At 34.9% G+C, this 23006-nt stretch carries 37 protein-coding genes and 1 tRNA gene; all 38 read right to left on the bottom strand.

Going from position 1 to position 23006, the window contains the following annotated elements:
• Positions 1 to 6 precede the first annotated feature (6 nt).
• The 38 genes from csm6 to rpsJ all read right to left on the bottom strand — a co-directional run bounded on the left by csm6 (position 7) and on the right by rpsJ (position 22952).
• On the bottom strand, positions 7 to 1140 hold the full coding sequence (csm6, locus tag ACP5O9_RS06545; RefSeq protein ID WP_428723663.1) for a CRISPR-associated ring nuclease Csm6: 1134 nt from the start codon (positions 1138 to 1140) through the stop codon (positions 7 to 9).
• A 113-nt stretch (positions 1141 to 1253) separates the two neighbouring features.
• Entirely contained in the window at positions 1254 to 2066 is an 813-nt protein-coding gene (locus tag ACP5O9_RS06540; RefSeq protein WP_428723662.1) for a putative CRISPR-associated protein, read from the bottom strand.
• A 138-nt stretch (positions 2067 to 2204) separates the two neighbouring features.
• Positions 2205 to 2924, bottom strand: a complete 720-nt coding sequence (locus ACP5O9_RS06535) for an ABC transporter ATP-binding protein (RefSeq protein WP_428723661.1) — start codon at positions 2922 to 2924, stop codon at positions 2205 to 2207.
• Positions 2921 to 4174: an ABC transporter permease gene (locus tag ACP5O9_RS06530; RefSeq protein WP_424905305.1), complete on the bottom strand. Its 1254-nt coding sequence runs from the start codon at positions 4172 to 4174 to the stop codon at positions 2921 to 2923. Before ACP5O9_RS06530 ends, ACP5O9_RS06535 begins: the two co-directional genes overlap by 4 nt.
• Entirely contained in the window at positions 4171 to 5175 is a 1005-nt protein-coding gene (locus ACP5O9_RS06525; protein ID WP_353685955.1) for an efflux RND transporter periplasmic adaptor subunit, read from the bottom strand. The genes ACP5O9_RS06530 and ACP5O9_RS06525 overlap by 4 nt, the downstream gene beginning before the upstream one ends.
• Before the next feature lie 225 nt (positions 5176 to 5400).
• Positions 5401 to 7479 carry a phenylalanine--tRNA ligase subunit beta gene (pheT, locus tag ACP5O9_RS06520; RefSeq protein ID WP_353685956.1) on the bottom strand — a complete coding sequence of 693 codons (2079 nt, stop codon included), beginning with the start codon at positions 7477 to 7479 and terminating at the stop codon, positions 5401 to 5403.
• Positions 7479 to 8483: a phenylalanine--tRNA ligase subunit alpha gene (gene pheS / locus ACP5O9_RS06515; RefSeq protein WP_428723660.1), complete on the bottom strand. Its 1005-nt coding sequence runs from the start codon at positions 8481 to 8483 to the stop codon at positions 7479 to 7481. The genes pheT and pheS overlap by 1 nt, the downstream gene beginning before the upstream one ends.
• Complete coding sequence (rplT, locus tag ACP5O9_RS06510; RefSeq protein ID WP_353685958.1) at positions 8484 to 8846, bottom strand: 50S ribosomal protein L20; 363 nt, start codon at positions 8844 to 8846, stop codon at positions 8484 to 8486.
• Between the two features lie 38 nt (positions 8847 to 8884).
• A tRNA-Asn gene (locus ACP5O9_RS06505) sits at positions 8885 to 8957 on the bottom strand.
• Between the two features lie 53 nt (positions 8958 to 9010).
• Positions 9011 to 9400 carry a 50S ribosomal protein L17 gene (gene rplQ, locus ACP5O9_RS06500; RefSeq protein WP_353685959.1) on the bottom strand — a complete coding sequence of 130 codons (390 nt, stop codon included), beginning with the start codon at positions 9398 to 9400 and terminating at the stop codon, positions 9011 to 9013.
• 3 nt (positions 9401 to 9403) lie between these two features.
• A complete protein-coding gene (locus ACP5O9_RS06495) occupies positions 9404 to 10435 on the bottom strand; it encodes a DNA-directed RNA polymerase subunit alpha (RefSeq protein ID WP_353685960.1) in 1032 nt (343 codons plus the stop codon).
• A gap of 27 nt (positions 10436 to 10462) precedes the next feature.
• Complete coding sequence (rpsD, locus tag ACP5O9_RS06490; protein WP_428723659.1) at positions 10463 to 11089, bottom strand: 30S ribosomal protein S4; 627 nt, start codon at positions 11087 to 11089, stop codon at positions 10463 to 10465.
• 2 nt (positions 11090 to 11091) lie between these two features.
• A complete protein-coding gene (gene rpsK, locus ACP5O9_RS06485; RefSeq protein ID WP_353685962.1) occupies positions 11092 to 11478 on the bottom strand; it encodes a 30S ribosomal protein S11 in 387 nt (128 codons plus the stop codon).
• A gap of 33 nt (positions 11479 to 11511) precedes the next feature.
• A complete protein-coding gene (rpsM, locus tag ACP5O9_RS06480; RefSeq protein ID WP_353685963.1) occupies positions 11512 to 11877 on the bottom strand; it encodes a 30S ribosomal protein S13 in 366 nt (121 codons plus the stop codon).
• Between the two features lie 14 nt (positions 11878 to 11891).
• On the bottom strand, positions 11892 to 12005 hold the full coding sequence (gene rpmJ, locus ACP5O9_RS06475; protein ID WP_353684018.1) for a 50S ribosomal protein L36: 114 nt from the start codon (positions 12003 to 12005) through the stop codon (positions 11892 to 11894).
• A gap of 10 nt (positions 12006 to 12015) precedes the next feature.
• On the bottom strand, positions 12016 to 12234 hold the full coding sequence (gene infA, locus ACP5O9_RS06470) for a translation initiation factor IF-1 (RefSeq protein ID WP_353684017.1): 219 nt from the start codon (positions 12232 to 12234) through the stop codon (positions 12016 to 12018).
• 25 nt (positions 12235 to 12259) lie between these two features.
• Positions 12260 to 13009 carry a type I methionyl aminopeptidase gene (gene map / locus ACP5O9_RS06465; protein ID WP_428723658.1) on the bottom strand — a complete coding sequence of 250 codons (750 nt, stop codon included), beginning with the start codon at positions 13007 to 13009 and terminating at the stop codon, positions 12260 to 12262.
• 7 nt (positions 13010 to 13016) lie between these two features.
• Positions 13017 to 14324, bottom strand: a complete 1308-nt coding sequence (secY, locus tag ACP5O9_RS06460) for a preprotein translocase subunit SecY (protein ID WP_353685965.1) — start codon at positions 14322 to 14324, stop codon at positions 13017 to 13019.
• Positions 14324 to 14770 carry a 50S ribosomal protein L15 gene (gene rplO / locus ACP5O9_RS06455; protein ID WP_424905302.1) on the bottom strand — a complete coding sequence of 149 codons (447 nt, stop codon included), beginning with the start codon at positions 14768 to 14770 and terminating at the stop codon, positions 14324 to 14326. Before rplO ends, secY begins: the two co-directional genes overlap by 1 nt.
• Positions 14767 to 15300 (bottom strand): 30S ribosomal protein S5, encoded by a 534-nt coding sequence (gene rpsE, locus ACP5O9_RS06450; protein ID WP_353685967.1) that lies wholly within the window; start codon positions 15298 to 15300, stop codon positions 14767 to 14769. Before rpsE ends, rplO begins: the two co-directional genes overlap by 4 nt.
• Before the next feature lie 9 nt (positions 15301 to 15309).
• The gene (rplR, locus tag ACP5O9_RS06445; RefSeq protein ID WP_353685968.1) at positions 15310 to 15669 is read right to left on the bottom strand and encodes a 50S ribosomal protein L18; all 360 of its coding nucleotides are present in this window, start codon (positions 15667 to 15669) and stop codon (positions 15310 to 15312) included.
• A gap of 12 nt (positions 15670 to 15681) precedes the next feature.
• On the bottom strand, positions 15682 to 16224 hold the full coding sequence (rplF, locus tag ACP5O9_RS06440) for a 50S ribosomal protein L6 (protein ID WP_353685969.1): 543 nt from the start codon (positions 16222 to 16224) through the stop codon (positions 15682 to 15684).
• Between the two features lie 11 nt (positions 16225 to 16235).
• Entirely contained in the window at positions 16236 to 16631 is a 396-nt protein-coding gene (rpsH, locus tag ACP5O9_RS06435; protein WP_353685970.1) for a 30S ribosomal protein S8, read from the bottom strand.
• A gap of 12 nt (positions 16632 to 16643) precedes the next feature.
• Entirely contained in the window at positions 16644 to 16829 is a 186-nt protein-coding gene (locus ACP5O9_RS06430; protein ID WP_353685971.1) for a type Z 30S ribosomal protein S14, read from the bottom strand.
• Between the two features lie 9 nt (positions 16830 to 16838).
• Positions 16839 to 17399, bottom strand: a complete 561-nt coding sequence (gene rplE, locus ACP5O9_RS06425) for a 50S ribosomal protein L5 (RefSeq protein ID WP_353685972.1) — start codon at positions 17397 to 17399, stop codon at positions 16839 to 16841.
• Complete coding sequence (gene rplX / locus ACP5O9_RS06420) at positions 17399 to 17716, bottom strand: 50S ribosomal protein L24 (protein ID WP_353685973.1); 318 nt, start codon at positions 17714 to 17716, stop codon at positions 17399 to 17401. Before rplX ends, rplE begins: the two co-directional genes overlap by 1 nt.
• A 13-nt stretch (positions 17717 to 17729) precedes the next feature.
• Positions 17730 to 18098, bottom strand: coding sequence for a 50S ribosomal protein L14 (rplN, locus tag ACP5O9_RS06415; RefSeq protein WP_353685974.1), 369 nt, complete (start codon positions 18096 to 18098; stop codon positions 17730 to 17732).
• Positions 18095 to 18346: a 30S ribosomal protein S17 gene (gene rpsQ, locus ACP5O9_RS06410; RefSeq protein ID WP_353685975.1), complete on the bottom strand. Its 252-nt coding sequence runs from the start codon at positions 18344 to 18346 to the stop codon at positions 18095 to 18097. Before rpsQ ends, rplN begins: the two co-directional genes overlap by 4 nt.
• 4 nt (positions 18347 to 18350) lie before the next feature.
• A complete protein-coding gene (gene rpmC / locus ACP5O9_RS06405) occupies positions 18351 to 18551 on the bottom strand; it encodes a 50S ribosomal protein L29 (protein WP_353685976.1) in 201 nt (66 codons plus the stop codon).
• Positions 18548 to 18967, bottom strand: a complete 420-nt coding sequence (gene rplP, locus ACP5O9_RS06400) for a 50S ribosomal protein L16 (protein WP_353685977.1) — start codon at positions 18965 to 18967, stop codon at positions 18548 to 18550. The genes rpmC and rplP overlap by 4 nt, the downstream gene beginning before the upstream one ends.
• Before the next feature lie 26 nt (positions 18968 to 18993).
• Positions 18994 to 19638 (bottom strand): 30S ribosomal protein S3, encoded by a 645-nt coding sequence (gene rpsC / locus ACP5O9_RS06395; RefSeq protein WP_353685978.1) that lies wholly within the window; start codon positions 19636 to 19638, stop codon positions 18994 to 18996.
• 15 nt (positions 19639 to 19653) lie between these two features.
• Entirely contained in the window at positions 19654 to 19995 is a 342-nt protein-coding gene (gene rplV / locus ACP5O9_RS06390; RefSeq protein WP_353685979.1) for a 50S ribosomal protein L22, read from the bottom strand.
• Between the two features lie 2 nt (positions 19996 to 19997).
• Entirely contained in the window at positions 19998 to 20285 is a 288-nt protein-coding gene (gene rpsS / locus ACP5O9_RS06385) for a 30S ribosomal protein S19 (protein ID WP_353685980.1), read from the bottom strand.
• 12 nt (positions 20286 to 20297) lie between these two features.
• Positions 20298 to 21116, bottom strand: coding sequence for a 50S ribosomal protein L2 (gene rplB / locus ACP5O9_RS06380; RefSeq protein WP_353685981.1), 819 nt, complete (start codon positions 21114 to 21116; stop codon positions 20298 to 20300).
• Positions 21117 to 21404 (bottom strand): 50S ribosomal protein L23, encoded by a 288-nt coding sequence (rplW, locus tag ACP5O9_RS06375; protein WP_353685982.1) that lies wholly within the window; start codon positions 21402 to 21404, stop codon positions 21117 to 21119.
• Positions 21404 to 22036, bottom strand: coding sequence for a 50S ribosomal protein L4 (gene rplD / locus ACP5O9_RS06370; RefSeq protein WP_353685983.1), 633 nt, complete (start codon positions 22034 to 22036; stop codon positions 21404 to 21406). Before rplD ends, rplW begins: the two co-directional genes overlap by 1 nt.
• Entirely contained in the window at positions 22033 to 22650 is a 618-nt protein-coding gene (rplC, locus tag ACP5O9_RS06365; RefSeq protein ID WP_424905298.1) for a 50S ribosomal protein L3, read from the bottom strand. Before rplC ends, rplD begins: the two co-directional genes overlap by 4 nt.
• Positions 22647 to 22952, bottom strand: coding sequence for a 30S ribosomal protein S10 (gene rpsJ, locus ACP5O9_RS06360; RefSeq protein ID WP_353683997.1), 306 nt, complete (start codon positions 22950 to 22952; stop codon positions 22647 to 22649). The genes rplC and rpsJ overlap by 4 nt, the downstream gene beginning before the upstream one ends.
• Between the last annotated feature and the right edge of the window lie 54 nt (positions 22953 to 23006).

Below are 23006 nucleotides of genomic sequence, written 5' to 3'. Positions count from 1 at the left end.
AATATTTCAATTGATTTTTATTTTTGTTTTGTCAACGGCAATTCCATAGATTGTTGCACCATATTTTCTGACAGACTTAATTTTACATGGTGTAGCCTCGTCATTTAATGCCTTAGAGATTTCTCTATTTATCTTACTTATGTAAGTTCTTAAGGTATAGAGATTCAGTTTCTTTTTAACATACTCTATTATTTCCTCTTCTGCAATGTTTACAGGATTATAAGTTTTTGAATAAAATTTGGCAAACTCTTTTGCAAAAGGCTCCTCAGTAATCTGCCCTAAGGATACATAGCAATCAGTGCAACTACCGCAAAGAGCATCCTTTGGACATAAAATTTTCTGTTGTAAAAATGTGGCATAAAGAGTAATTAAAATAGGACTCATGGTAAATGAAACTCCAGCAATTTCAATTTTTCTATCTTTTATATAAAGGATTATTTCAGGTTGAGTGAGGACAAGATCAATTTCTGATTGAGTCTCTTGTATAAGTTCTTTAAAGTTTTTTCCATGAAGCTGAATTTTTCCTGAAAATTTTATAAAAGGAAGTTCCATAATTTCAATTTTTGCTTTTTCTGTGCTTATTTCTTGCACTGTTCCATTAGCAAGCCTGCATTTTATAAATCTTGCCTGTTTTGGTTTATAGAAAAACTCAGGGTGTGATTCAAATTCAGGGCTTACCAAAACATGATAGAGTTTATCCCAGCTTCTACCAAAAAGTTGAAGTGCAGAGCCAAGATAAAAACTCATTGTTTTTCTTCCACCTGCAAGACAGCAGTGAAGCCTTACTGAATTATCTGTTGTAAGTTCTCTTATTAAAGAGATAATTGTATCCGCTGTTGCCTCACTCTGGGAAGAATCTCTTATGTCATCAATTTCATTGCCATCTTTATCTTTTATTACAATAATTGAGGAAGGCTTTATCTCAATTTGAGGAAGGTCATATTCAGTGAGAAACTGTTTTAGAATTCCTTTTTCAATCAATGCATTTTCAATCTGCTTTTTTCCTGTTGATGTGGTAATTATATACATTTCCTCAATGTTTACTGGCGGAGTGCTTTGTGATAAAGCATAAAGAGTCTCTGTAATAATTTGAGGAATTCCACCTATAACACAAACAAGGATTTCTTTAAATTTTTCCATATTTTAAAAATATTTTTTTAATGAAATTTCTTCCGTGAAAATCGCCTTCTCCAGGTAAAAATTCGGAATATTTAACATAGTTTTTCCGCAACATTCTTAAAATTTTTAATAAATCATGATTGTTCATGAATAAATAAAAGTCCTTTATTAGTTATCCACAGAGTCTTTTGGAACTCATCAGGGAGTCTTCCAATTAGGCCGTAAATTTCAAGTCTTTCAATTTCTTCAGAGTATTCCTTTTCTAAGATTTCATACTCTTCATATCGAACAACTCTTTTACTGGATAATTTTTTGAGAAGTTCCAGCTCCTTTCCTTTTGGAATATAAAATAGTTTTGGTAAAAATACTACTTCATGAAACTCTTCATTCATGTAATAGATTTCACAATCCGTAATAATTCCTACAAGAGCAGTAGCAATTACATGAGCCTTTAGTCCACCTGTGGGGTTGAAAAATACTTTATAGTTTTCTTTCTGTTTTTTCTTCGCAATATAAATTAATCTGTCAACAAGCTCTGATATACCAAGTTTAAATCTGTCAAGAGCATAGGATGGATCATAGTATTTTGCTTCCCAGAAGTATCCACTTATTTCATAGGGAGTATAAATTGCATATCCTGAGTCTTTTAAAAATTTTTCAATTGCAACCCTGCAAAGTTCATTTGATGCTGTCTTTGTGCCAAATAAATAAACTTCTATGAGCTCCTTCGGTTTACCTTGCGTAATTCTTAAAAATGTATTCATTTCTGCAGAATGCTTATAAGGCGCGCTTTTAAGAAACTCTACAAGGCTGTTAATTTCCTGAGGATTCTCAAGCAAGCTCCTCCAGTAATCTTCTTCAGAAGTTTTTCTTTCAGGAAAAACTCCAGCCTTTTGAGCATTTGTTAAAAGAGAATTGCCTGTGCTTATGATGTGAAACTCTTTCAATGATTTCCTCCAGAATTTTTATTTTTAGATTAAAAACATAAAATTAATAAAAAAGTCAAGGTGCTAAATTAAAGTATATTTCTGCAATTCTGTTTAATTTTTTAAATTCTACTTCCCCGCATGTAAAAATAATAAAAATCAGTCTCCAACATTTTTATAATCATGCTTAAGCTTAACATTTTTTTTACTTAGCTCAATATCTTCTACAATTTTACCATCCAACATTTTAATAATTCTTTCTGCCTTTTCAGTCAGTTCTATCTCATGAGTTACCATGATTACTGTCCTGCCTTCAAGATGTAACTTGCAGAAAATATCCATAACAATAGCCGTATTCTTTGAATCCAAATTACCAGTAGGCTCATCAGCTATTATTACAATTGGGTCATTTGCAAGAGCTCTTGCAATTGCTACTCTCTGCTGCTCTCCTCCTGAAATCTGAAAAGGCTTTCTTTTCTCCTTTCCATTGAGCCCTAACTTTTTAAGAAGCGAATAGGCTTTTTCCGTAGCTTCCTTTTTTGTCTTTCCTGCTTTTAACATGGGAACCATAACATTCTCAAGCAAAGTAAATTCTCCGACAAGATAATGAAATTGAAAGATGAATCCAAACTTCATATTTCTTAAATGAGCAATTTTATTTTTTTCTTCGAAATCTATTTTTTGTTTTTCAACGAATACTTCACCCTCGCTTGGTGTGTCTAAAAGTCCGATTATATACAGAAGAGAACTTTTACCTGATCCTGATGGTCCAACTATGCTTATGAATTCTCCTTTATTTACAGATAAATTGATATCTTTGAGTATTGTTTCATCTTTTATTTTTTTATTAACATTCTTAAGTTGAATAATGCTACTCAAACACTGCTCCTGAAAATATCAACAGGATTAAGTTTTGAAGCTTTATAGGAAGGATAAAATGCTGCTAAAGTTGAAAAAGTAAAAGCAAATAAAATTCCATAGAGAAAATACAGAGGGTTTCTGTCGAGGGCAAATCCTTTTGTTTTTACTAAGCCTTCTACACTAACATTCACAGAAGCAAGAAATTCCTGCAAAGCATAACCTAATAGACATCCAAGTATTGCTCCAAGAAAACCAATGATTATTCCATGAAAAACAAATATTTTTATTATATCAATATTTTCATAACCCAATGCCTTGAGTATTGCTATATCCCTTTTCTTTTCAAGGACTGTCATCATTATAATATTAAAAATTCCAAAAGCAGAGACCACAAGAATAGCAAAAACAATCATGTAGGTAATGTAGTTTTGGATTTTGAAAAGTTGTAAAAAATTCCTGAATGCTTTCTGCCAGCTTTCTGTATAATAACCAGTTTCCCTATTTATCCTGTCAGCAATTTCATTCGCACGATAAACATCCTTTATTTTAAAAATTATTTCATTGACTTCATTAGGTTTATTGAGAATGGTTTGTAGGGTTTTCAAATTCATATATATTCTTGTTTGGTCAAGCATGGTAATACCAGATTCAAAAAAATCAACAACCTTAAAAAGATGGGTAATTCCATAAGATGATGTTATAATCACCTTTTTACCTACTTCATCAACTCCAAGATCTCTTGCAAGGAGCTTGCCCATAATAATGCTGTCTTTGTCAGAGATTAGCATGTCAAGTTTTTTGTTTAAAACGAACTTATCAATAACAGAAGCTTTTCTTTCCATTACAGGATCTATCCCGATAAGAGATGCTGATTTATCAACAGTTCCATACTTTACAATTCCCTGTCCTGTAAGATGAGGTGCAATACCTATTATTTCTTTATCCTTTTTATATTTTTCTATTAAAAACTTATAATCTACAATTTTATCCTTCAACTCCTTGGGTTTTGCTCCATAAACTTTAAAGTATGAGTTATCTCCATAAACCTTCTTGAGTATTTTTTCTTTATCAAATTCATCTTTTACTTTTAAGGTTATATGGGCATTTACATCTAAGGCCTGCTCAATAAAATATTTTTGAAAACCATTCATAAGTGAAGCCATTGCAATAAAAATTCCCACTCCAATAGAAACTCCTACTATAGCTACGATGGTTTGCCTTTTTCTTTCAAAAAGTAACTTTAAAGTAACAAAAACAATATGTTTCATCTTATTACTAACTCCTGGTTTTCTTCTAAACCTTCTATAACAAGAAGATAACCATTGTATTTTTCTGGAGAAACCTTTACTTTTATTTTTTTCACTCTATTGCCATCTAAAACCTCTACGTAACCGTTCTGGTAAGCTTTCTCTGGGATAAAAATTCCTTCAATTTCATCTATTATTATATTTGCCTCCACAGTTAAGCCAAAAAAAACTGGCTTTCCATAGTTAACATCAGCCTTTACCTTAACTGTCCTTGTAGCTCTATCAGATTGACTCTCAAGGCTCTTTATTCTACCCTCAAAAATCTCTCCGGGATAAGAATCAAGAGTAATATAAACTTTCATTCCAGTTTTAACCTTGGGAATATATTCCTCATCTACAAAAAGCACTGTTTCAAGATTTTTCTCGTTTCCCACAGAAAATAAAGCACTGTTCTGTTGCAGAGGATTGACATACTCGCCTTCATTAACAAATTTTCTTAAAATTTTACCACTAATTGGAGATTTAATGTAGTATTTATCAATCTCGGATTTAAGTGCTTTTCTCTTAGCGTTGAGACTTTCTAATTGATAATTTAAGTTTTTAATCGCATCGTTATATTGGTTAATCTGCCTTTCATAGTCCCTTTTTGCAACTTCATATTCTCTTTTAATTTCTTCAAATTTTTCTTTTGAAATTAGTTCTTCTTCATATAAAGCTTTTCTTCTTATAAAATTTTTCTCAACATTTTCAAAAATTGCTTTTTTTATCTCAATATTGTGAAGTAAATCTTTCTTAAAATCCGAATTTGGTGCCAATCTCTCTTTCACTAAGGCAATTTGAGCATCTAAATCTTTTAAATTTTCCATAAGTGTTTCATTTGATATAATTAAAAGTAGCTGCCCCTTTTTAACCTCCTGCCCTTCTTTAACCATTATTTTTTTAACATAACCTGAAACTTCAGTTTTGATAGCTAAACTGTCTGAAGAGTCGATAAAGCCTGAAGCATAAACAGACTTTACCATTTTTCTTTTCTCTATTTTGTATTTATCTTTGATGGAAGGTCTGGATAAAAAGACAATAAATAATGCGGCAATGAAAATTAAAAGTAATAAAAAAAAGAGTTTGAGTTTTTTTTAAAATTCATCTAAATTATTTTAACATATATTTAAATTTAACAATAAATTTCTAAATAATACCTCGAAAACAAATCACTGTAGCGCTTCATAAAGACAATAGCAAAAGGAGTTTTATCCATCTCTGAGGATCGCTCCTGTATGAGCAATAATTTTTTCAACCAATTTAGTGTGAAGTTCGTCAACTTCTTCTGCGGTTAGTGTTCTATCAAAGGCTCTATAGATAATTCGAAAAGCTATACTTTTATGACCTTCCGGAATGCCCTTCCCCTGATATACGTCAAAAATAAAAGCGTCTTCAATAAGTTCGCTATCAAAGGATTTTATAAGCTCAAATATTTTCTGAGATTCAAAATCAGCTGGCAGTATTAATGCTACATCTCTCTTAACTGGAGGATATGTGGAAAAAGGTTTATACTTTACTTCTGTTTTAACGAATGAGAACAACTTATCAAGATCAAGTTCTGTTATACATATGTAAGGCTTTGTCTTAAAATCAAGTTTTGATAAAACCCTTGGAGAAAGCACTCCAATGAATCCAATTTTTTCGTCCTTTACAAAAATATCCGCTGATTGTCCAGGATGTAAAAATGTTTCTTTAGACCTGATATATTGAACATTGTTTATTTTGAAATACCTGAAAACTCCGTCAATCAAACCCTTCAGAGCATAAAAATCATAAGGGTCGTCTTTAAAAGGAGATTTAAAATCCTCTTTCTTTGTTATTACGGCAAGATGGACAGGTTCTTCAGGAAGAGAAGCACTCTGCTGAGCTATAAATACTCTTCCTATTTCAAAAAGCTTTAAATTTTCTATGCCACGGGCAGTGTTTTTTTCAGTATTCTTCAAAAGCCCTGGAAAAAGCATTGTTCGCATTACTGATTCTTCCTGCCTTAAAGGATTAAGAAGGCAGATAAATTTTCTTCTTCTGTCATTCTGTGGAATTTCAAATAAATCAAGATCATCGGCAGACATAAAGCTAAAATTAACAGCCTCGCTAAAGCCAAGAGAAATCATGTAATTTCTTATAAGATCTAAAAATTTTCTCTTTTTTGTAAGTTCATAATTTTCTTCAACATATTTAAATGCCTGAGGTAACTCTGCAGGGATTCTGTCATAACCGTAAATTCTTGCTACTTCCTCAGCAATGTCTTCTTCAATTGATATGTCCTGTCTGTGAGACGGAATTTTAGCAATATAAAAACTGTCTTTTTTTTCAAGTTGTATTTCAAGAAGTTCAAGAATTCTTAAAATTTCTTCCTCTGAAAGATTTACACCAATAAATTTACATATCTTTTCTGTATTGAAAGCAATATTTTTATATGGAATTTTTTTGGGATATACATCTATTGCTTCGTAAATTTCACCGCCTGCAAACTGCTGAATTAAAAAAGCTGCCCTGTCAAGAGCTTCTTTAAGAGCTTCAATGTCAGTACCCCTTTCAAATCTATAAGAGGCTTCTGTTGAAAGTCCGAGTTTTTTTGATGTCTTTCTTATTCTTTCAGGTTTAAAATAAGCGCTCTCAAGAAGAACATTGACTGTTTTATCAGTAACCTCAGTATTTGCACCACCCATAATTCCTGCAATCGCAACGGGTTTTACTGCATCCCATATTAAAAGGTCATGACAGTCAAGTTTTCTTTTTACTCCATCAAGAGTGGTAATCTCTACTTCAGTCATACCAAAATCTCGTGGAGTTCCTACTCTGATTTGCGCACCTTCAATGAGATCAAGATCAAAGGCATGAAGGGGATGCCCATACTCAAGCAAAACATAGTTAGTTACATCAACCACATTATTTATTGAGCGTATGCCTGAGGCTTCAAGCCTTTTTTTAAGCCATTCTGGAGATGAAGAAACTTTAACCCCCTTTACAATTCTTCCTGCATATCTATAGCAGAGTTCTGAATTTGCAATCGAAATCTTAAAATTTGTCTCTTTTAATTCTTTTTGAATTTTAAACGATGGCTTTTTGAGTTTTAATCCGAGTATTGCTTTAATCTCTCTTGCTATTCCAATAAGGCTGAGACAGTCTGCTCTATTTGGTGTTATTTCTAAATCAACAACTGCATCGCCTTGAAAATCCTCAATTGCTCCTACTTCAAGCCCTGCCATTGTAAGGGACTCAGCAACTCTCTTTAATTCTATCTCTCCTTCAATGTATTCTTTTAACCAGCTAAATAAAACTTTCATCAGAATTGCCTCAAAAATCTTATGTCATTTTCAAAGAATAATCTTATATCATCTATCCCGTATTTAAGCATTGTAAGTCTTTCCACGCCCATTCCAAAGGCAAAACCTGTGTATTTTCCTTCAGGATATCCTGCAAATCTGAATACATTTGGATGAACCATTCCAGCACCAAGAACTTCAAGCCATCCTGTTGCTTTACAAACTCTGCATCCACTTCCACCACAAATAATACAGCCAATGTCTACTTCAGTTGATGGTTCTGTAAAAGGAAAAAAGCTTGGTCTAAATCTCACAGGAATGTTTCCAAAAAGTCTTCTTAAAAAATAAACAAGAACACCTTTTAAATGGGAAAAAGAAATATTCTCATCAACCATCAGACCCTCAACCTGATGAAACATTGGAGTATGCGTTACATCAGAGTCACAGCGATAAACCTTTCCAGGAGAAATAAATCTAAGTGGTGGATTTTTCTTCTCCATTACCCTCACCTGAACAGGTGAAGTGTGAGTTCTTAAAACAACATCTTCGCTTATATAAAAGGTATCCTGCATGTCTCTGGCAGGATGCTCTTTTGGAATGTTTAATGCTTCAAAGTTATAGTAATCAAGCTCTACTTCAGGACCTTCTTCAACAGTAAATCCGAGTTCTTTGAAAATATCTATGATTTCAATAAGAGTTTTGTTTACAGGATGACTTCCACCAAAATAAAAATCCTTGCCTGGAAGGGTAATGTCAATGAATTCTTTTTTTAAAGCTTCTGATATTTCTTTTTGTCTGATTTCTTCTTCTTTATTTTTAATGGTTTGTTCAATAAAATTTTTAAGTTCATTAAGAGTCTTTCCCTGTAATTTCCTTTCTTCAGGAGGAAGTTTGCCTAAATTTTTAATTTTTTCTGTAATTATACCTTTTTTACCAATGTATTTTGCTTTTAGATTAACAAGTTCAACAGCAGAGCTAATCTCATTTATTTCTTTAACAAAGGCTTGCGCTAAAGGGTCTTGCATTTATGCTGCTTTTACAAAAGGTTTTACTTTTTCAACTAATGCTCCAAAGGCATTTATATCATTGTAAGCAATCTGAGCAAGAGCTTTTCTGTTAAGTGAAATATTAGCTTTTTTCAATCCATTGATGAATTGACTGTAAGTTAATCCAAACATTCTCGCTGCAGCATTTATTCTTGTAATCCAGAGTGCTCTGAAGTCTCTTTTTTTAAGTCTCCTGTCTTTATATGCGTGCTCTAATGCCTTTTCTACTGCTTTGGCAGCCACTTTATATGAACGATGTCTGGCACTGTAGTAGCCTTTAGCCATTGAAAGAATTTTCTTATGATACCTTCTTGTTTTAAATCCACCTTTTGCTCTTGGCATCTATTCCTCCATTGATTTCTTTTTTATAAAAATTTAAACTCCTGGGGAGGGATTCGAACCCCCGACCAAGTGGTTAACAGCCACCCGCTCTGCCTGCTGAGCTACCCAGGAATTATTTTAAAAATATCAGATTTTGCTAAGTTATGTCAAATTTTCAAGCTCTACTATTCTGATTTTTTCTCTTGCTTTTCAGGTTTCTTATAATCTACAAATTCCAGAATAGCCATTGGCGCGCTGTCTTTTATTCTAAATCCTGTTCTTACAACTCTTACATATCCACCGTTTCGGTCTCGAAAACGAGGAGCAATTTCTGTAAAAAGCTTTCTTATTAACTCTTTATCTGGTAAATAACTAAGTGCAAGCCTTCTTGAGTGCAGATCTCCCTTTTTCCCAAAGGTAACAAGTCTATCAGCAAGCTCTTTAACAGCTTTTGCTTTTGCTACAGTGGTTTCAATTCTTTCATACTTAATAAGAGAGGCTAACAATCCCCTTAAAAGAGCCTTCCGCTGATTGGCAGTTCTTCCAAAATGTCTTCCATCAACTCTATGCCTCATCCATTACCCCCTCTGAACTTTTTCCTTAAATTTTTCAAGTAATTCTTGATTTATTCTCATTCCAAGCTTTAAACCCAATGTGTTCAATACTTCCTTTATTTCCTCAAGTGAACGTTTACCAAAATTTTTAGTTTTCAGTAGTTCATTTTCATTTTTCTGAACAAGTTCAGCAATTGTATTGATTCCTGCACTCTTTAAACAATTATATGCTCTAACAGATAATTCAAGATCTTCAATTGGCTTAAAAATATTTTCATTTAATGTATCAAAGGTTAAATCTTCTTCTATGTTAGTAACACCCTCTTCTGACTTGTTATTTTGAACTTCAGATTCTTTGAAAAACCTTAGATATTCAAAATGATTGATGAGTATATTAGAAGCCTCGCTGATTGCTCTCTCAGGCGTCATACTTCCATCAGTCCAGATCTCTAAAATCAATCTATCATAATCTGTGAGTTCTCCAACTCTGGTCTTTTCCACTCTAAAATTGACCTTTTTAATAGGACTGAATATAGCATCAATAGTAATCGCATCTACGGGCAAATCCTCATCTTTAATTGCCTCTGAAGGAACATATCCCCTACCTTTTGTTAAATAAAGCGTCATTTCCAGTGAAGCATCCTGATCAAGAGAGCAAATATACTGAGATTTATTCAAAATTTCATATGTTCCATCTGTTTGAATAGCTTCTGCAGTAACTTCAGCCGGACCTTTTACATTAATAGTAGCTATTTTTTTATCAGCACTCTGAGAATAGTATTTAAATCTTAATTTTTTAACATTCAAAACAATATCCAGTATGTCTTCCTTTACTCCTTTTATTGAACTGAATTCATGTAAAACACCATTTATTTTTATGGCATAAACTGCTGCTCCTTCAAGAGAAGAAAGCAATACCCTTCTTAATGAATTCCCAAGTGTTATTCCATATCCTCTCTCAAGAGGCTCTATTATAAGCTTTCCATATGTATCAGTTAAACTTTCCTGTTCAAACTCAACTTTTTTTGGCATTTGAAATTCTTTATATAAACTCATTTACTGCCTCCCAATTTTCACTATAAATTATTTTGAATAAAACTCAACAATTAATTGTTCTTGCACTGGAAGCTGTATTTCATCTCTTTCGGGAAGTCTCAAAAATTTACCCTTCATTTCTTCAGTATTCACTTCTACCCATTCAGGGAATCCTCTTTGCTCAGCCAAAATAAAACTTTCTTTAATGATTTCTAATTCTTTACCTGATGGGATAATTTCAATTATATCTCCAGGTCTTACCAGATAAGATGGAATATCAACTTTTCTGCCATTAACCAAAAAATATCCATGCTTTACTAACTGCCTTGCCTGTCTTCTGTTCTGAGCAAATCCCATCCTGTAAACCACATTGTCAAGCCTTCTTTCAAGAAGTTTCAATAGATTTTCACCAGTTACACCCTTCATTTTTGTGGCTTTTTCAAAGTAGTTCTTAAACTGCCTTTCCATAACACCATAAATTCTCTTGACTTTCTGTTTTTCTCTTAACTGTAAGCCATAATCTGAGAGTTTCCCCCTGTTATGTCCATGCTGTCCAGGAGGATATTTCCTTCTTTCAAAAGCACATTTTTCTGTATAGCATCTTGTACCTTTTAGAAACAGTTTCATACCTTCTCTTCTGCAAAGCCTACAAAGCGGACCTGTATATCTTGCCATTTTTAAACCCTCCTTCTTTTTGGAGGTCTGCACCCGTTATGGGGCACAGGTGTTACATCTTTAATTAAATTAATTTCAAGCCCTGCTGCCTGTAGAGCTCTTATTGCAGTTTCTCTTCCTGCTCCAGGACCTTTAATAAAAACATCTATCTGTTTCATTCCCATATCTATAACTCTCTTTGCAACTGTCTCTGCTGCTATCTGAGCTGCATAAGGAGTTCCTTTTCTTGAACCCTTAAAGCCGCAACTTCCTGCAGAAGCCCATGCTACTACATTGCCATTCTGATCTGTAATAGTTATTATTGTATTGTTAAATGTTGTTTGCACATGTGCTATGCCATGTGGGATATTTTTTTTAACTTTTTTTATGCCCTTTCTTTTCTGTGCCATTAATTTATATAACCTCCTTTATATTTTTATTTTTTATTTTTTCTTCATGAGCTTTCTTCTTGGACCTTTACGAGTTCTTGCATTTGTTCTTGTTCTCTGTCCTCTTACAGGTAAATTAGCCATGTGTCTTAATCCTCTATAACAGCCTATATCCATCAGTCTTTTGATATTCATGGATATTTCTTTTCTGAGCTCACCTTCAACCTTGTAATTTCTCTCTATTTCACTTCTTATCTTTACTATTTCTTCATCTGTAAGGTCTTTTACTCTTTTGTCGGGATCCACTCCTGTTTCTTTCAATATTCTATTTGACAAGCTTCTACCTATGCCGAAAATTCTTGTCAGTCCTATTTCAACTCTTTCATTTTTTGGTATATCAACGCCTGCTATTCTTGCCATACTTTACTCCTTTCTTATCCCTGTCTTTGTTTATGCTTTGGATTTTCACAAATAACTCTAATAACTCCTTTTCTCTTAATTATCTTACACTTTGAGCAAATCTTTTTTACTGAGGCTCTTACTTTCAATTAACACCTCCTATTTAAATCTATAAATTATTCTACCTTTGGTAAGGTCATAGGGAGATATTTCAACCAGAACTTTATCTCCTGGCAAAATTTTTATAAAATGCATTCTCATCTTTCCAGACACATATGCGAGTATAACATGTCCATTTTCAAGCCTTACTCTAAACATGGCATTGGGTAAGGCCTCCTCAATGGTTCCTTGCATTTCTATATGTTCTTCTTTCGGCATATAACTTGTTAATATATCTATATTTTTATAATTTAGTCAAGATTTCTGGTTCATTATCAGTAACTGCAATAGTATGCTCAAAGTGAGCTGAAAGAGAACCATCCTCAGTAACAGTTGTCCATCCATCTGAGAGAATTTTTACTCCATAGGTTCCTGCATTCACCATGGGTTCAATAGCAAGGGTCATGCCTTTTTTCAGTTTTGGACCAACTCCCTTTGTACCAAAATTTGGAATCTGAGGTTCTTCATGAAGAGACCTCCCTATCCCATGACCTACAAATGCTCGCACAACAGAAAATCCATTGGATTCAACATGTCTTTGAATTGCACTTGATATATCACCAATTCTATTGCCAACCCTTGCTTCAGCAATTCCTTTATATAAAGCTTCTTCAGTAACCTTTAGTAACCTCTGAGCTTCATCTGAAATTTTACCAACAGGATAGGTATATGCAGCATCCCCGTAAAAGCTTTCATACAAAACTCCTACATCAACGCTCACAATATCTCCTTCTTTAACAAAAACTTTTTCTGATGGTATTCCATGAACAACCTGCTCATTTATTGAAATACATGCACTAGCAGGATAACCTCTGTAACCTTTAAATGCAGGAATTCCTCCCATTTTAATTATCAAATTTTCAATAAATTGCTCTATCTGTTTTGTTGTTAATCCTTCTTTTATATATGTTTTAAGCTCTTCAAGAACTTTTGCCACTATCCGACAGGACTGTCGCATTTTTTTTATCTCTTCAGGACTTTTTAATATGATCACTACTTGATTAGTCCTTCCTACCTTTTATTCTGAATTTTTTGAAGAATCCCTCGTAAGATCTGCTTATCATGTGAGTTTCAATTTGAGAAACTGTATCAAGAGCCACGCCAACTGCTATAAGAAGGGAAGTTCCACCAAAATAAAAAGGAACTTTAAATTTGGCAATAAGAATTTCTGGCAGGACACAAACAGCACTTAAATAAAGAGCACCGATGAATGTAAGGCGTGAAAGAACACGATAAATATATTCAGATGTTTTCTGACCAGGTCTTACTCCTGTAATATATCCTCCATTTTTCTGAAGATTTTCAGCAATTTCAACTGGATTGTAAATTACAGCTGTGTAAAAATATGTAAAAAAGATTATCAAACCAATGTAAAGTATGATATGAAGAAGGCTTCCTGGAGAAAGCTGTTTTGCCAGTGCCTGAACCCATGGAACAGCTATAAATCCTGCTACGGTAGCTGGAAACATCAATACTGATGAAGCAAAAATCGGTGGAATAACTCCTGCCGAATTAATCTTCAATGGAAGATATGTGGTATATCCACCATACATCTTTCTTCCAACAACTCTTTTTGCATATTGAATCGGAATCCTTCTCTGTCCTCTTTCAATAAATATTATTCCTGCTACTACACCAACCATAACAGCAACCAGAATTAAAAGGAAAAATATTGATAGTTCTCCTGTCCTAACAAGATTGTATGTATAAAAACAGGCATTTGGAAATCTTGCAACAATTCCTGCAAATATTATCAATGAAATGCCATTACCAATACCCCTTTCAGTTATTTGTTCTCCAAGCCACATGAGAAAAGCTGTTCCTGCAGTGAGAGTTATCATTGTTATTATTCTGAATGACCACCCAGGCTCCTGAATAAATTGTCCACCACCCATGCCTTCAAGACCTATAGCTATTCCAAACCCTTGAATTGCAGCAATCAGCACTGTTGCATACCGAGTGTATCTTGTTATCTTTTTTCTACCTTCTTCTCCTTCCTTTGCAAGTCTCTGTAAAGAAGGAATAACAACAGTCAAAAGCTGAAAAATAATTGATGCACTTATATAAGGCATTACCCCAAGTGCAAAGATAGTAACCTTTGAGAGAGCTCCACCTGTGAAAATGTCAAAAAATCCCATAACCGCTCCACCACGCTCAAGCAAAAACTTGCTCAACGCTTCACCATCTATGCCTGGTGTTGGTATATGAGCTCCAATTCTAAATACAGCAAGCATAGCAAGAGTAAATAAAACTCTTGCCCTTAATTCTGGTATTTTGAGAATATTTCTAAAGGCTGTTACAAGTCCCACTATATAACCTCTACCTTACCACCTATTGATTCAATTTTTTGAAGGGCTGCTTTGCTTATTGCATGAGTTTTAATTGTGACAGGCTTTTTTATTTCGCCATCTGCAAGAATTTTTATGCCATCTTTTAATTTTTTCACAATGCCTTTCTGTAAAAGAATTTCTGGAGTAATAACATCAACTTCATCAATAATTTTATTTAAATCTTTGAGATTTACTACTGCATATTCTTTCCGGAAAGGAGCATTTGAAAAACCTCTTTTGGGAACTCTTCTCTGAAGCGGCATCTGCCCACCTTCAAATCCTGCTCCTTTAGCACCTCCTGAACGGGATTTCTGCCCTTTAAGTCCCTTTGTTGAATATCTACCATGTCCAGAACCCAGTCCTCTCCCAATTCTTTTAACTCTTTTCTTGCTTCCTGGAGCTGGTTTCAATTCATTTATTTTCATAAAACTTTTTCCTCCTCAACTACTTGATTTTCTTCTGTATCAGAAGGCTTTACTCTGAGTTTTGCTACTGAAGTAGGTTCCTTTAGGCTATTTAATGCTCCTATTGTTGCCTTAACTGAATTAAAAGGATTATGGCTTCCAAGAACCTTTGCAACAACATCCTGAACTCCCGCAACTTCAAAAACTGCTCTTGCAGGACCGCCAGCTATTATACCAGTTCCTTTTGGAGCAGGATTTATTACTATCTTTGTAGCACCATATTTGTACTCCACACGATGCGGGATTGTGGTATCTTTCAAAGGAAAACTTATGAGATTTTTTTTCGCCTTATCTATTGCCTTTCTTATTGCATCAGGAACTTCTGCTGCTTTTCCTTTACCAACTCCAACAATACCTGCTTCATTTCCTACTACAACGAGAGCACTGAAGGAAAAGCGCCTTCCACCCTTTACAACCTTGGCAACTCTATTTATATAGACTACTTTATCTTTTAAATTCAGCTCCTGAGCATTTATTCTCCCCTGCTTCATTACTCCTCCCTAAAATTGTAATCCCTTCTGCCTTGCAGCATCTGCAAGAGCTTTAACACATCCATGATATTTATAACCTGCCCTGTCAAAAACAACCTTTGTTATTCCAGCCTTAATGGCTCTTTCTGCAATCAGTTCTCCTACCTTTGCAGCAAATTCTTTATTACCCTTATGACCTGGCAAGTCTCTTAATTCTTTATCTAATGTGGAGGCTGATACAAGTGTATGACCACGCGTATCATCAATAATCTGCGCATATATATGATTGAGACTTCTGAATACACAGAGTCTTGGTCTGTCAGGAGTTCCAAAAACCTTCTTTCTGATTCTTCTGCGCCTTCTTTCTCTTAATTCAGTTTTATCTCGCAATGCTGAACCTCCTTATTTCTTTCCAGTTTTTCCAGGTTTTAGTTTTAAAACTTCATCAGCATATCTAATTCCTTTACCCTTGTAGGGATCTGGAGGTCTAATAGCCCTCAGGTTAGCAGCTACCTGACCAACAAGCTGTTTGTCTATCCCATACAGAGTAATAGTTGTCTGTTTCTCATCCACAGTAGCTTTAATACCTTCTGGAAGAGGAAATTCCACTGGGTGAGAATATCCAACATTGAGTATGAGTTTATTTCCACTTAATTGAGCCCTATAACCAACACCATAAATTTGAAGAGTTTTTGAAAACCCCTGAGAAACACCGGTAACCATATTTGATATCAAGCTCCTTACAAGCCCGTGCATGGCTTTTTGCTTAGTAATATCGGAATCTCTTGTAACAATTATAGCTTTACTATCTAAGGTTACCCCTATGCCATCAGGTAGTTCATAACTTAACTGACCCTTTGGACCTTTAACAATGACCTTTCTATTTTCTACTGCTATGTTCACTCCTTCTGGTATCTGAATTGGTTTTCTTCCTATTTTTGACATCCCTTCACCTCTTACCATACATAACATATTACTTCTCCACCGACTCCTTTATGTCGGCACTCTTTATCAGTCATAACACCCTGAGATGTGGTCAATATGGCTATACCAAGTCCTCCCATTACACGAGGAATTTCATCTTTACTAACATATACTCTTCTTCCAGGTTTACTGATTCTCTGCAGATTTGAAATCACTGAATCGCCCTCCGGCGTATATTTCAAATTTATTCTTATTATGCCTTGCTTTTTATCCTTGATAATCTTGTAAGATTTGATAAACCCTTCTTCCTTAAGTATCTTTGAGATTTCAATCTTCATCCTTGAAGCAGGGATATCTACCTTGTCTGCTTTTACTTTTATTGCATTTCTAATACGAGTTAACATGTCAGCAATTGGATCTGTCATCATAATTACCACCTCTTACCAGCTTGCTTTTACAACTCCAGGGATTTTCCCTGAGTTGGCTAAAAATCTAAAGCAAATTCTACAAAGCCCAAAATCCCTCAGATATCCTCTGGGTCTGCCGCAAATTTTACAACGATTTCTCGCTCTTACCTTAAATTTTGGTGGATACTTTGCTCTTTCTATTTTACTCTTTCTTGCCACAGCTCCTCCTTATCTTATTGGCATTCCAAAGGCTTTCAATAATGCTAAAGCCTCTTCATCAGACTTAGCTGTTGTGCATATGGTTATATCAAGTCCGTGTATCATCTCCACTTTATCATAATCTATTTCAGGAAATATAAACTGTTCTTTAATTCCAAAAGAGTAGTTTCCTCTTCCATCAAAGGATTTTGGTGAAATTCCTCTAAAATCCCTTATTCTTGGTAAAGCAAGAGAAATTAATCTATCTAAAAATTCATACATTCTGTCTTTTCTTAATGTAACCTTGCAGCCTATAGGCATTCCTTTTTTAAGCTTAAAAGCTGCCAGCGCTCTTTTAGCCTTTGTTATAACAGGTTTCTGTCCTGTTATTAAAGCAAGCTGTTTTTCAGCAGCATCAAGAAGCTTTATATTCTGAATTGCCTCTCCCAAAGTAACATGGACAATTATTTTATCAAGGCGAGGCGCCTGCATCACATTTTTATAGTTAAACTTTTTCATTAATGCTGGAATTATTTCTTTGTAATATTTTTCTTTAAGACGAGGCACATATTTTTTAGCTTCAGCATTCATCAGTCAATAACCTCCATGCATTTCTTACAAATCCTCAGTTTTCTACCATCTTCTAAAATTCTTGTACCTATCCGAGTAGGTTTATCACATTTTGGGCACATGAGCATTACCTTTGATATGTGAATTGGATGCTCTCTTTCAATAATTCCACCCTGTGGATACTTACGCGAAGGTTTCTGATGCTTTTTTACAATATTAACTCCCTCTACCACTACTTTTTCGTCCTTAGGTATAACCCTAAGGACTCTTCCCTTTTTATCCTTATCTTTTCCTGATAAAACTAAAACTGTATCCCCTTTCTTAATCCTTAAACTCACTTTATTCCTCCACCTAAATAACTTCTGGAGCAAGAGAAACTATTTTTGTAAATTCTTTCCATCTCAGTTCCCTTGCAACAGGACCAAATATTCTTGTGCCAATTGGTTCAAGCTGATTATTTACCAGCACAACCGCGTTCTGATCAAATCTTATATAAGAACCATCAGGTCTCCTGACAGATCTACGCAATCTAACAATAACAGCCTTTACAACAGAACCTTTTTTTATATTGCTATCTGGCAAAGCTTCTTTAACACTTACAACAATAATATCGCCCAGAGTTGCATACTTTCTATTTGAACCTCCAAGAACTCTTATGCACTGCACTCTTTTTGCACCAGAATTATCAGCAACCTCAAGAATACTTCTTGGTTGAATCATTGAGCATCACCCTCCTTCAGAATTCTTAAAACCTTCCATCTTTTTGTTTTGCTTATTGGCCTAAATTCAATTATCTCCACCATATCTCCAAGTTTGCACTTGTTTTCTTCATCATGGGCTTTATACTTCTTTCGTGTTTTAATAGTTTTTTTGTAAAGAGGATGCTGAAAAATTCTTTCCACAGAAACCACCACTGTTTTATCCATTTTATCGCTTACAACTGTGCCTTTTAATATCTTTTTTGGCATATTACTAACTCCTTATTCCTCTTTGTTTCTCTGTAATAATCGTTAAAATCCTTGCAATATCTTTTTTTACTGCCCTGATTCTTTTTACATTCTGAAGTTCACCTTTTGCAAGTTGAAATCTTAAATTAAACAACTCCTTGCGTAACTCCTGCTCTTTTTTCTTTAACTCTTCTATTGAAAAATTTCTAAGTTCTACAGTCTTCATACAAAACTCTCCTGCCTTTTTACGAATTTGGTCTTCACTGGAAGTTTATGCGATGCCAATTCAAAGGCTTCCTTTGCAACTTCTTCTGGAACTCCAGATATTTCAAAGAGAATTCTACCTGGTTTAACCACCGCAACCCAAAATTCAGGATTACCTTTTCCTTTACCCATTCTTGTTTCAGCAGGTTTACGAGTAATTGGCTTGTCAGGAAAAATTCTTATCCAGAGCTTGCAGCCCTTTTTAGCATGCCTCATTATAGCAACTCTTGCTGCTTCAATCTGCCTTGCTGTAATCCATGCTGGCTCTAAAGCCTTAAGACCATATTCACCAAAAGAGATTGTGCTGCCTCTGTAAGCAATACCTTTCATTCTGCCTTTTTGCATTTTACGAAATTTAACTTTCTTTGGAGCTAACATAATTTATTCCTCTCCGTTTCTAATAGTTATGGCTTTATATATTGCCCTGGTTGAACTTCACCCTTAAAAATCCATACCTTGACACCAATCACTCCATAGGTAGTCCTTGCCTCTGCAAAACCGTAATCAATGTCTGCCCTGAAAGTGCTCAAAGGAACTCTTCCTTCTCTATACCATTCAGTTCTTGCTATTTCTGCTCCAGCCAGTCTTCCAGCACACGATACCTTGATGCCTTTAGCACCAAACCTCATTGAAGAGGCTACGGCTCTTTTCATTGCCCTCCTATAGGCAACTCTTTTTTCTATCTGAAGAGCTATGTTTTCCGCAACAAGCTGTGCATCAAGCTCTGGACGCCTTACCTCCTGAACATCAACATTTGCCTGTTTATTTGTTATTGCTTCAACTTCCTTTTTTAGTTTTTCAACTTCTGCACCTTTTTTACCTATGATTATTCCAGGTCTTGCCGCAAATATTAAAACCTTTATTTTTTCTCCAACTCTTTCTATCTCAATTCTGGATACTCCAGCATGATAAAGCTTTTCTTTTAGCATTTTTCTAAGTTTTAGATCCTCTATGAGCTGCTGTCCATATTCTTTTTTAGCAAACCATCTGCTTTCCCATGTTCTTATTATTCCTAATCTGTTACCTATTGGATTTGTTTTTTGACCCAAAGAAACACCTCCGCTTTAGTTTTCTTCAATACCCACATATATTGTAATATGCGAAGTTTTCTTTTTAATAATATTTGCTCTTCCCATAGCTCTATGCTCAATTCTCTTCATCATAGGACCCTGATCAACGTATGCCTTCAGTATTCTCAATGCATCTATATCTATTCTGGGATTTTTCTGTTCAGCATTTGCCAATGCAGATCTTAAAACCTTTTCAATTATTCTGGCACCTCTGTGAGGCATATATTTCAACATCAACAGAGCCTCACCTGCTTTTCTACCACGAATTAAATTTATAACTCTTCTTGCTTTAGTTGGAGTTATACGAGCATATCTTAATATAGCCCTTGCTTCCATCTTTATTTCCCCTTAGCCTTTTTCTTTTCTTCAGAGCCTGCATGGCCTTTAAAAGTTCTTGTTGGAGCAAATTCTCCGAGTTTATGTCCAATCATATTTTCAGTAACATATACAGGAATAAACTTTTTGCCATTGTGAACCGCAAATGTAAGACCAATAAACTCAGGAATAATTGTAGACCTTCTTGACCATGTCTTTATGGGCTTTTTATCTCCTGTCTGCAGTGCTTTTTTTACCTTTTCCATCAGTTTGGCATCAACAAATGGACCTTTTTTAAGCGATCTTGGCACCTTTAACCCCCTTTACTTCCGCCTCTTTATTATAAACTTATCAGTTCTTTTATTTTTCCTCGTTTTAACTCCCTCAGGTTTACCCCATGGTGTGCATGCAGGCCTTCCTCCAGAAGATTTACCCTCTCCACCTCCAAGAGGATGATCAACAGGATTCATTGCAACACCCCTGACTGATGGACGTCTTCCCATGTGCCTCATCCTTCCTGCTTTTCCGATTATTACATTTTCATGATCAATATTACTTACCTGCCCTATTGTTGCAAAACAATTGATATTTATCAATCTTACCTCTCCAGATGGTAACTTAATGTGCGCATATTTACCTTCTTTAGCCATAAGCTGTGCTGCTGTGCCTGCGCTTCTTACAAGTTTTCCCCCTCCACCAGGATAAAGCTCAATATTATGTATCATTGTTCCAAGTGGTATTTCTTTAAGAGGCAAACTATTACCAACTTTTACATCAACGCCTGAGCCACTTATTATTTTATCTCCGACATTTAATCCATCTGGTGCAAGAATATATCTGTATTCACCATCCACATACTTCAAAAGAGCTATTCTGGCTGATCTATTGGGATCATATTCAATACTTACAACTGTTGCTGGAACACCGTGTTTGTCTCTTTTAAAATCTATAATTCTATAAAGCTTTCTGTTGCCTCCACCTTTAAGCCATGAGGTGATTCTGCCCTGATTGTTTCTTCCTCTTGTCTTTTTAATGCATATTGTCAGTGGTTTATAGGGCTCTTGACTGGTTATCTCACTAAAATCAGGATATGTTACAAATCTTCTACCTGCTGATGTTGGTTTACATCTTCTTATAGCCATTTATACACCCTCTATCAGATCTAATTTTTCCCCTGGTTTCAGGGTAACTATCGCTTTTTTTATCTTCTTAGTTCTTGTAAAATGAAGCCCAACTCTTTTTAACTTAGGTTTAACATTAATAACATCAACGCTATCAACTTTTACCTTAAATATTTCTTCAAAAGCCCTCTTAATTTGAACCTTGTTCGCATCGGTATGAACTTCCACAATGATTTTATTCTGTCCTTCTTTAAGATTTAAAGCTTTTTCTGTAAAAATAGGTTTTTTTATTACATCATAAATGTTCATTAGCAAACCCCCTTAATTCTAAGCAACTTATCAAGTCCCTCAACAGTAAATATCACCCTGTCAAACATTGCCACATGGTAAGCATTGAGATCTTCTGCCCTTACTACGCCTACATATGGAATATTCCTTGCTGAAAGAAGTATTTTTTCATCTTTTTCTGGAAGAGCTATAAGAACAGAATGCCCATCCAGTTGCAAATTCTTTAAAATTTTTACCATATCCCTGGTTTTTATTTTATCAATAGTTAAGTTGTCAAGTAACAAAATCTCATTGTCTTTATATTTCATTGTTAAAGCTTTAAATAAAGCCGTATCTTTCATTTGTTTTGGAAGCTGAACATAGTAATCCCTTGGCTTAGGACCAAAAACTATTCCACCTTTTCTCCATAAAGGTGATCTTATACTACCATGCCTTGCTCTTCCTGTGTGTTTTTGCCTCCATGGCTTTCTTCCTCCACCAGAGACTTCAGCTCTTGTTTTAGTAGAGTGCGTACCCTGTCTTTGATTTGCCATATAGGCAACTACTGCTGTATGAACAACAGATTCATCTGAAGTATTATTAAAAACAATCTCTGGAACTTCCTTTTTTCCAACTATGTTGTTATTGATATCTCTTACCTCAATCTCCATCATGCCTCTACCTTCCATATTTCTAATATTCCGTTTTCACCACCCGGAACAGCACCTTTCACAAGAAGTAAATTCTGCTCCGGAATGACATCAACAATTTTTAAATTTTTCACAGTAACTCTTTCATTTCCCATATGACCAGCCATTCTTTTGCCTTTCCATACTCTTGAAGGAAAAGAACTTGCACCAATAGAGCCAGGAGCCCTGTTAAACATAGAACCATGACTGTCAGGACCACCTGCAAAGTTATGCCTTTTCATAACACCTTGAAATCCTTTTCCTTTTGAAATTCCTCTAACACTTACCACATCACCTTTTGAAAATATCTCTACAGTAACTTTATCTCCCACATTAAATCCTGCCATTTTAAATTCCTTTAAAACTCTGCAAGGAGGAACTCCTGCTTTTTTAAAAATTCCAAGCAAAGGTTTTGGTATATTTTTCTCTTTCTTTACTTCCTTAAAACCAAGCTGAACTGCCTCATAACCGTCCTTGTCCTTGCTTCTTACCTGAACAACCCAGCAAGGTCCTGCTTCTATTACAGTTACAGGAACAATCCTGCCTTCTTCATCAAATATTTGAGTCATTCCTACTTTTCTACCTAAGATTCCTTTCATAGCTTTATCTCCACATCTACCCCTGCTGAAAGCTCCAACTTCATAAGAGCTTCCACTGTCTCGGGGGTGGGATCATGTATATCTATTAATCTTTTATGCACTCTTATTTCAAATTGTTCTCTTGATTTTTTATCCTGATTCGTTGACCTTAAAACCGTGTATCTGCTTATCTTTGTTGGTAAAGGCACAGGACCTGAAATCCTTGCACCTGTCCTCTTTACCGTATCCACTATTTCTTTAACAGACTGATCCAGAACTCTGTGATCATAAGCTCTTAATTTTATTCTGATCTTTTGGTCCATTTTACTCCAGCACCTCTGTAACTACACCTGCACCTACTGTTCTTCCACCTTCTC

The sequence above is a fragment of the Thermodesulfovibrio sp. genome (assembly GCF_049969575.1).
GTDB lineage: Bacteria > Nitrospirota > Thermodesulfovibrionia > Thermodesulfovibrionales > Thermodesulfovibrionaceae > Thermodesulfovibrio > Thermodesulfovibrio obliviosus.
Note: the sequence above shows the minus strand (reverse complement) of the source record. Positions and strands in the feature narration are given on the sequence as shown.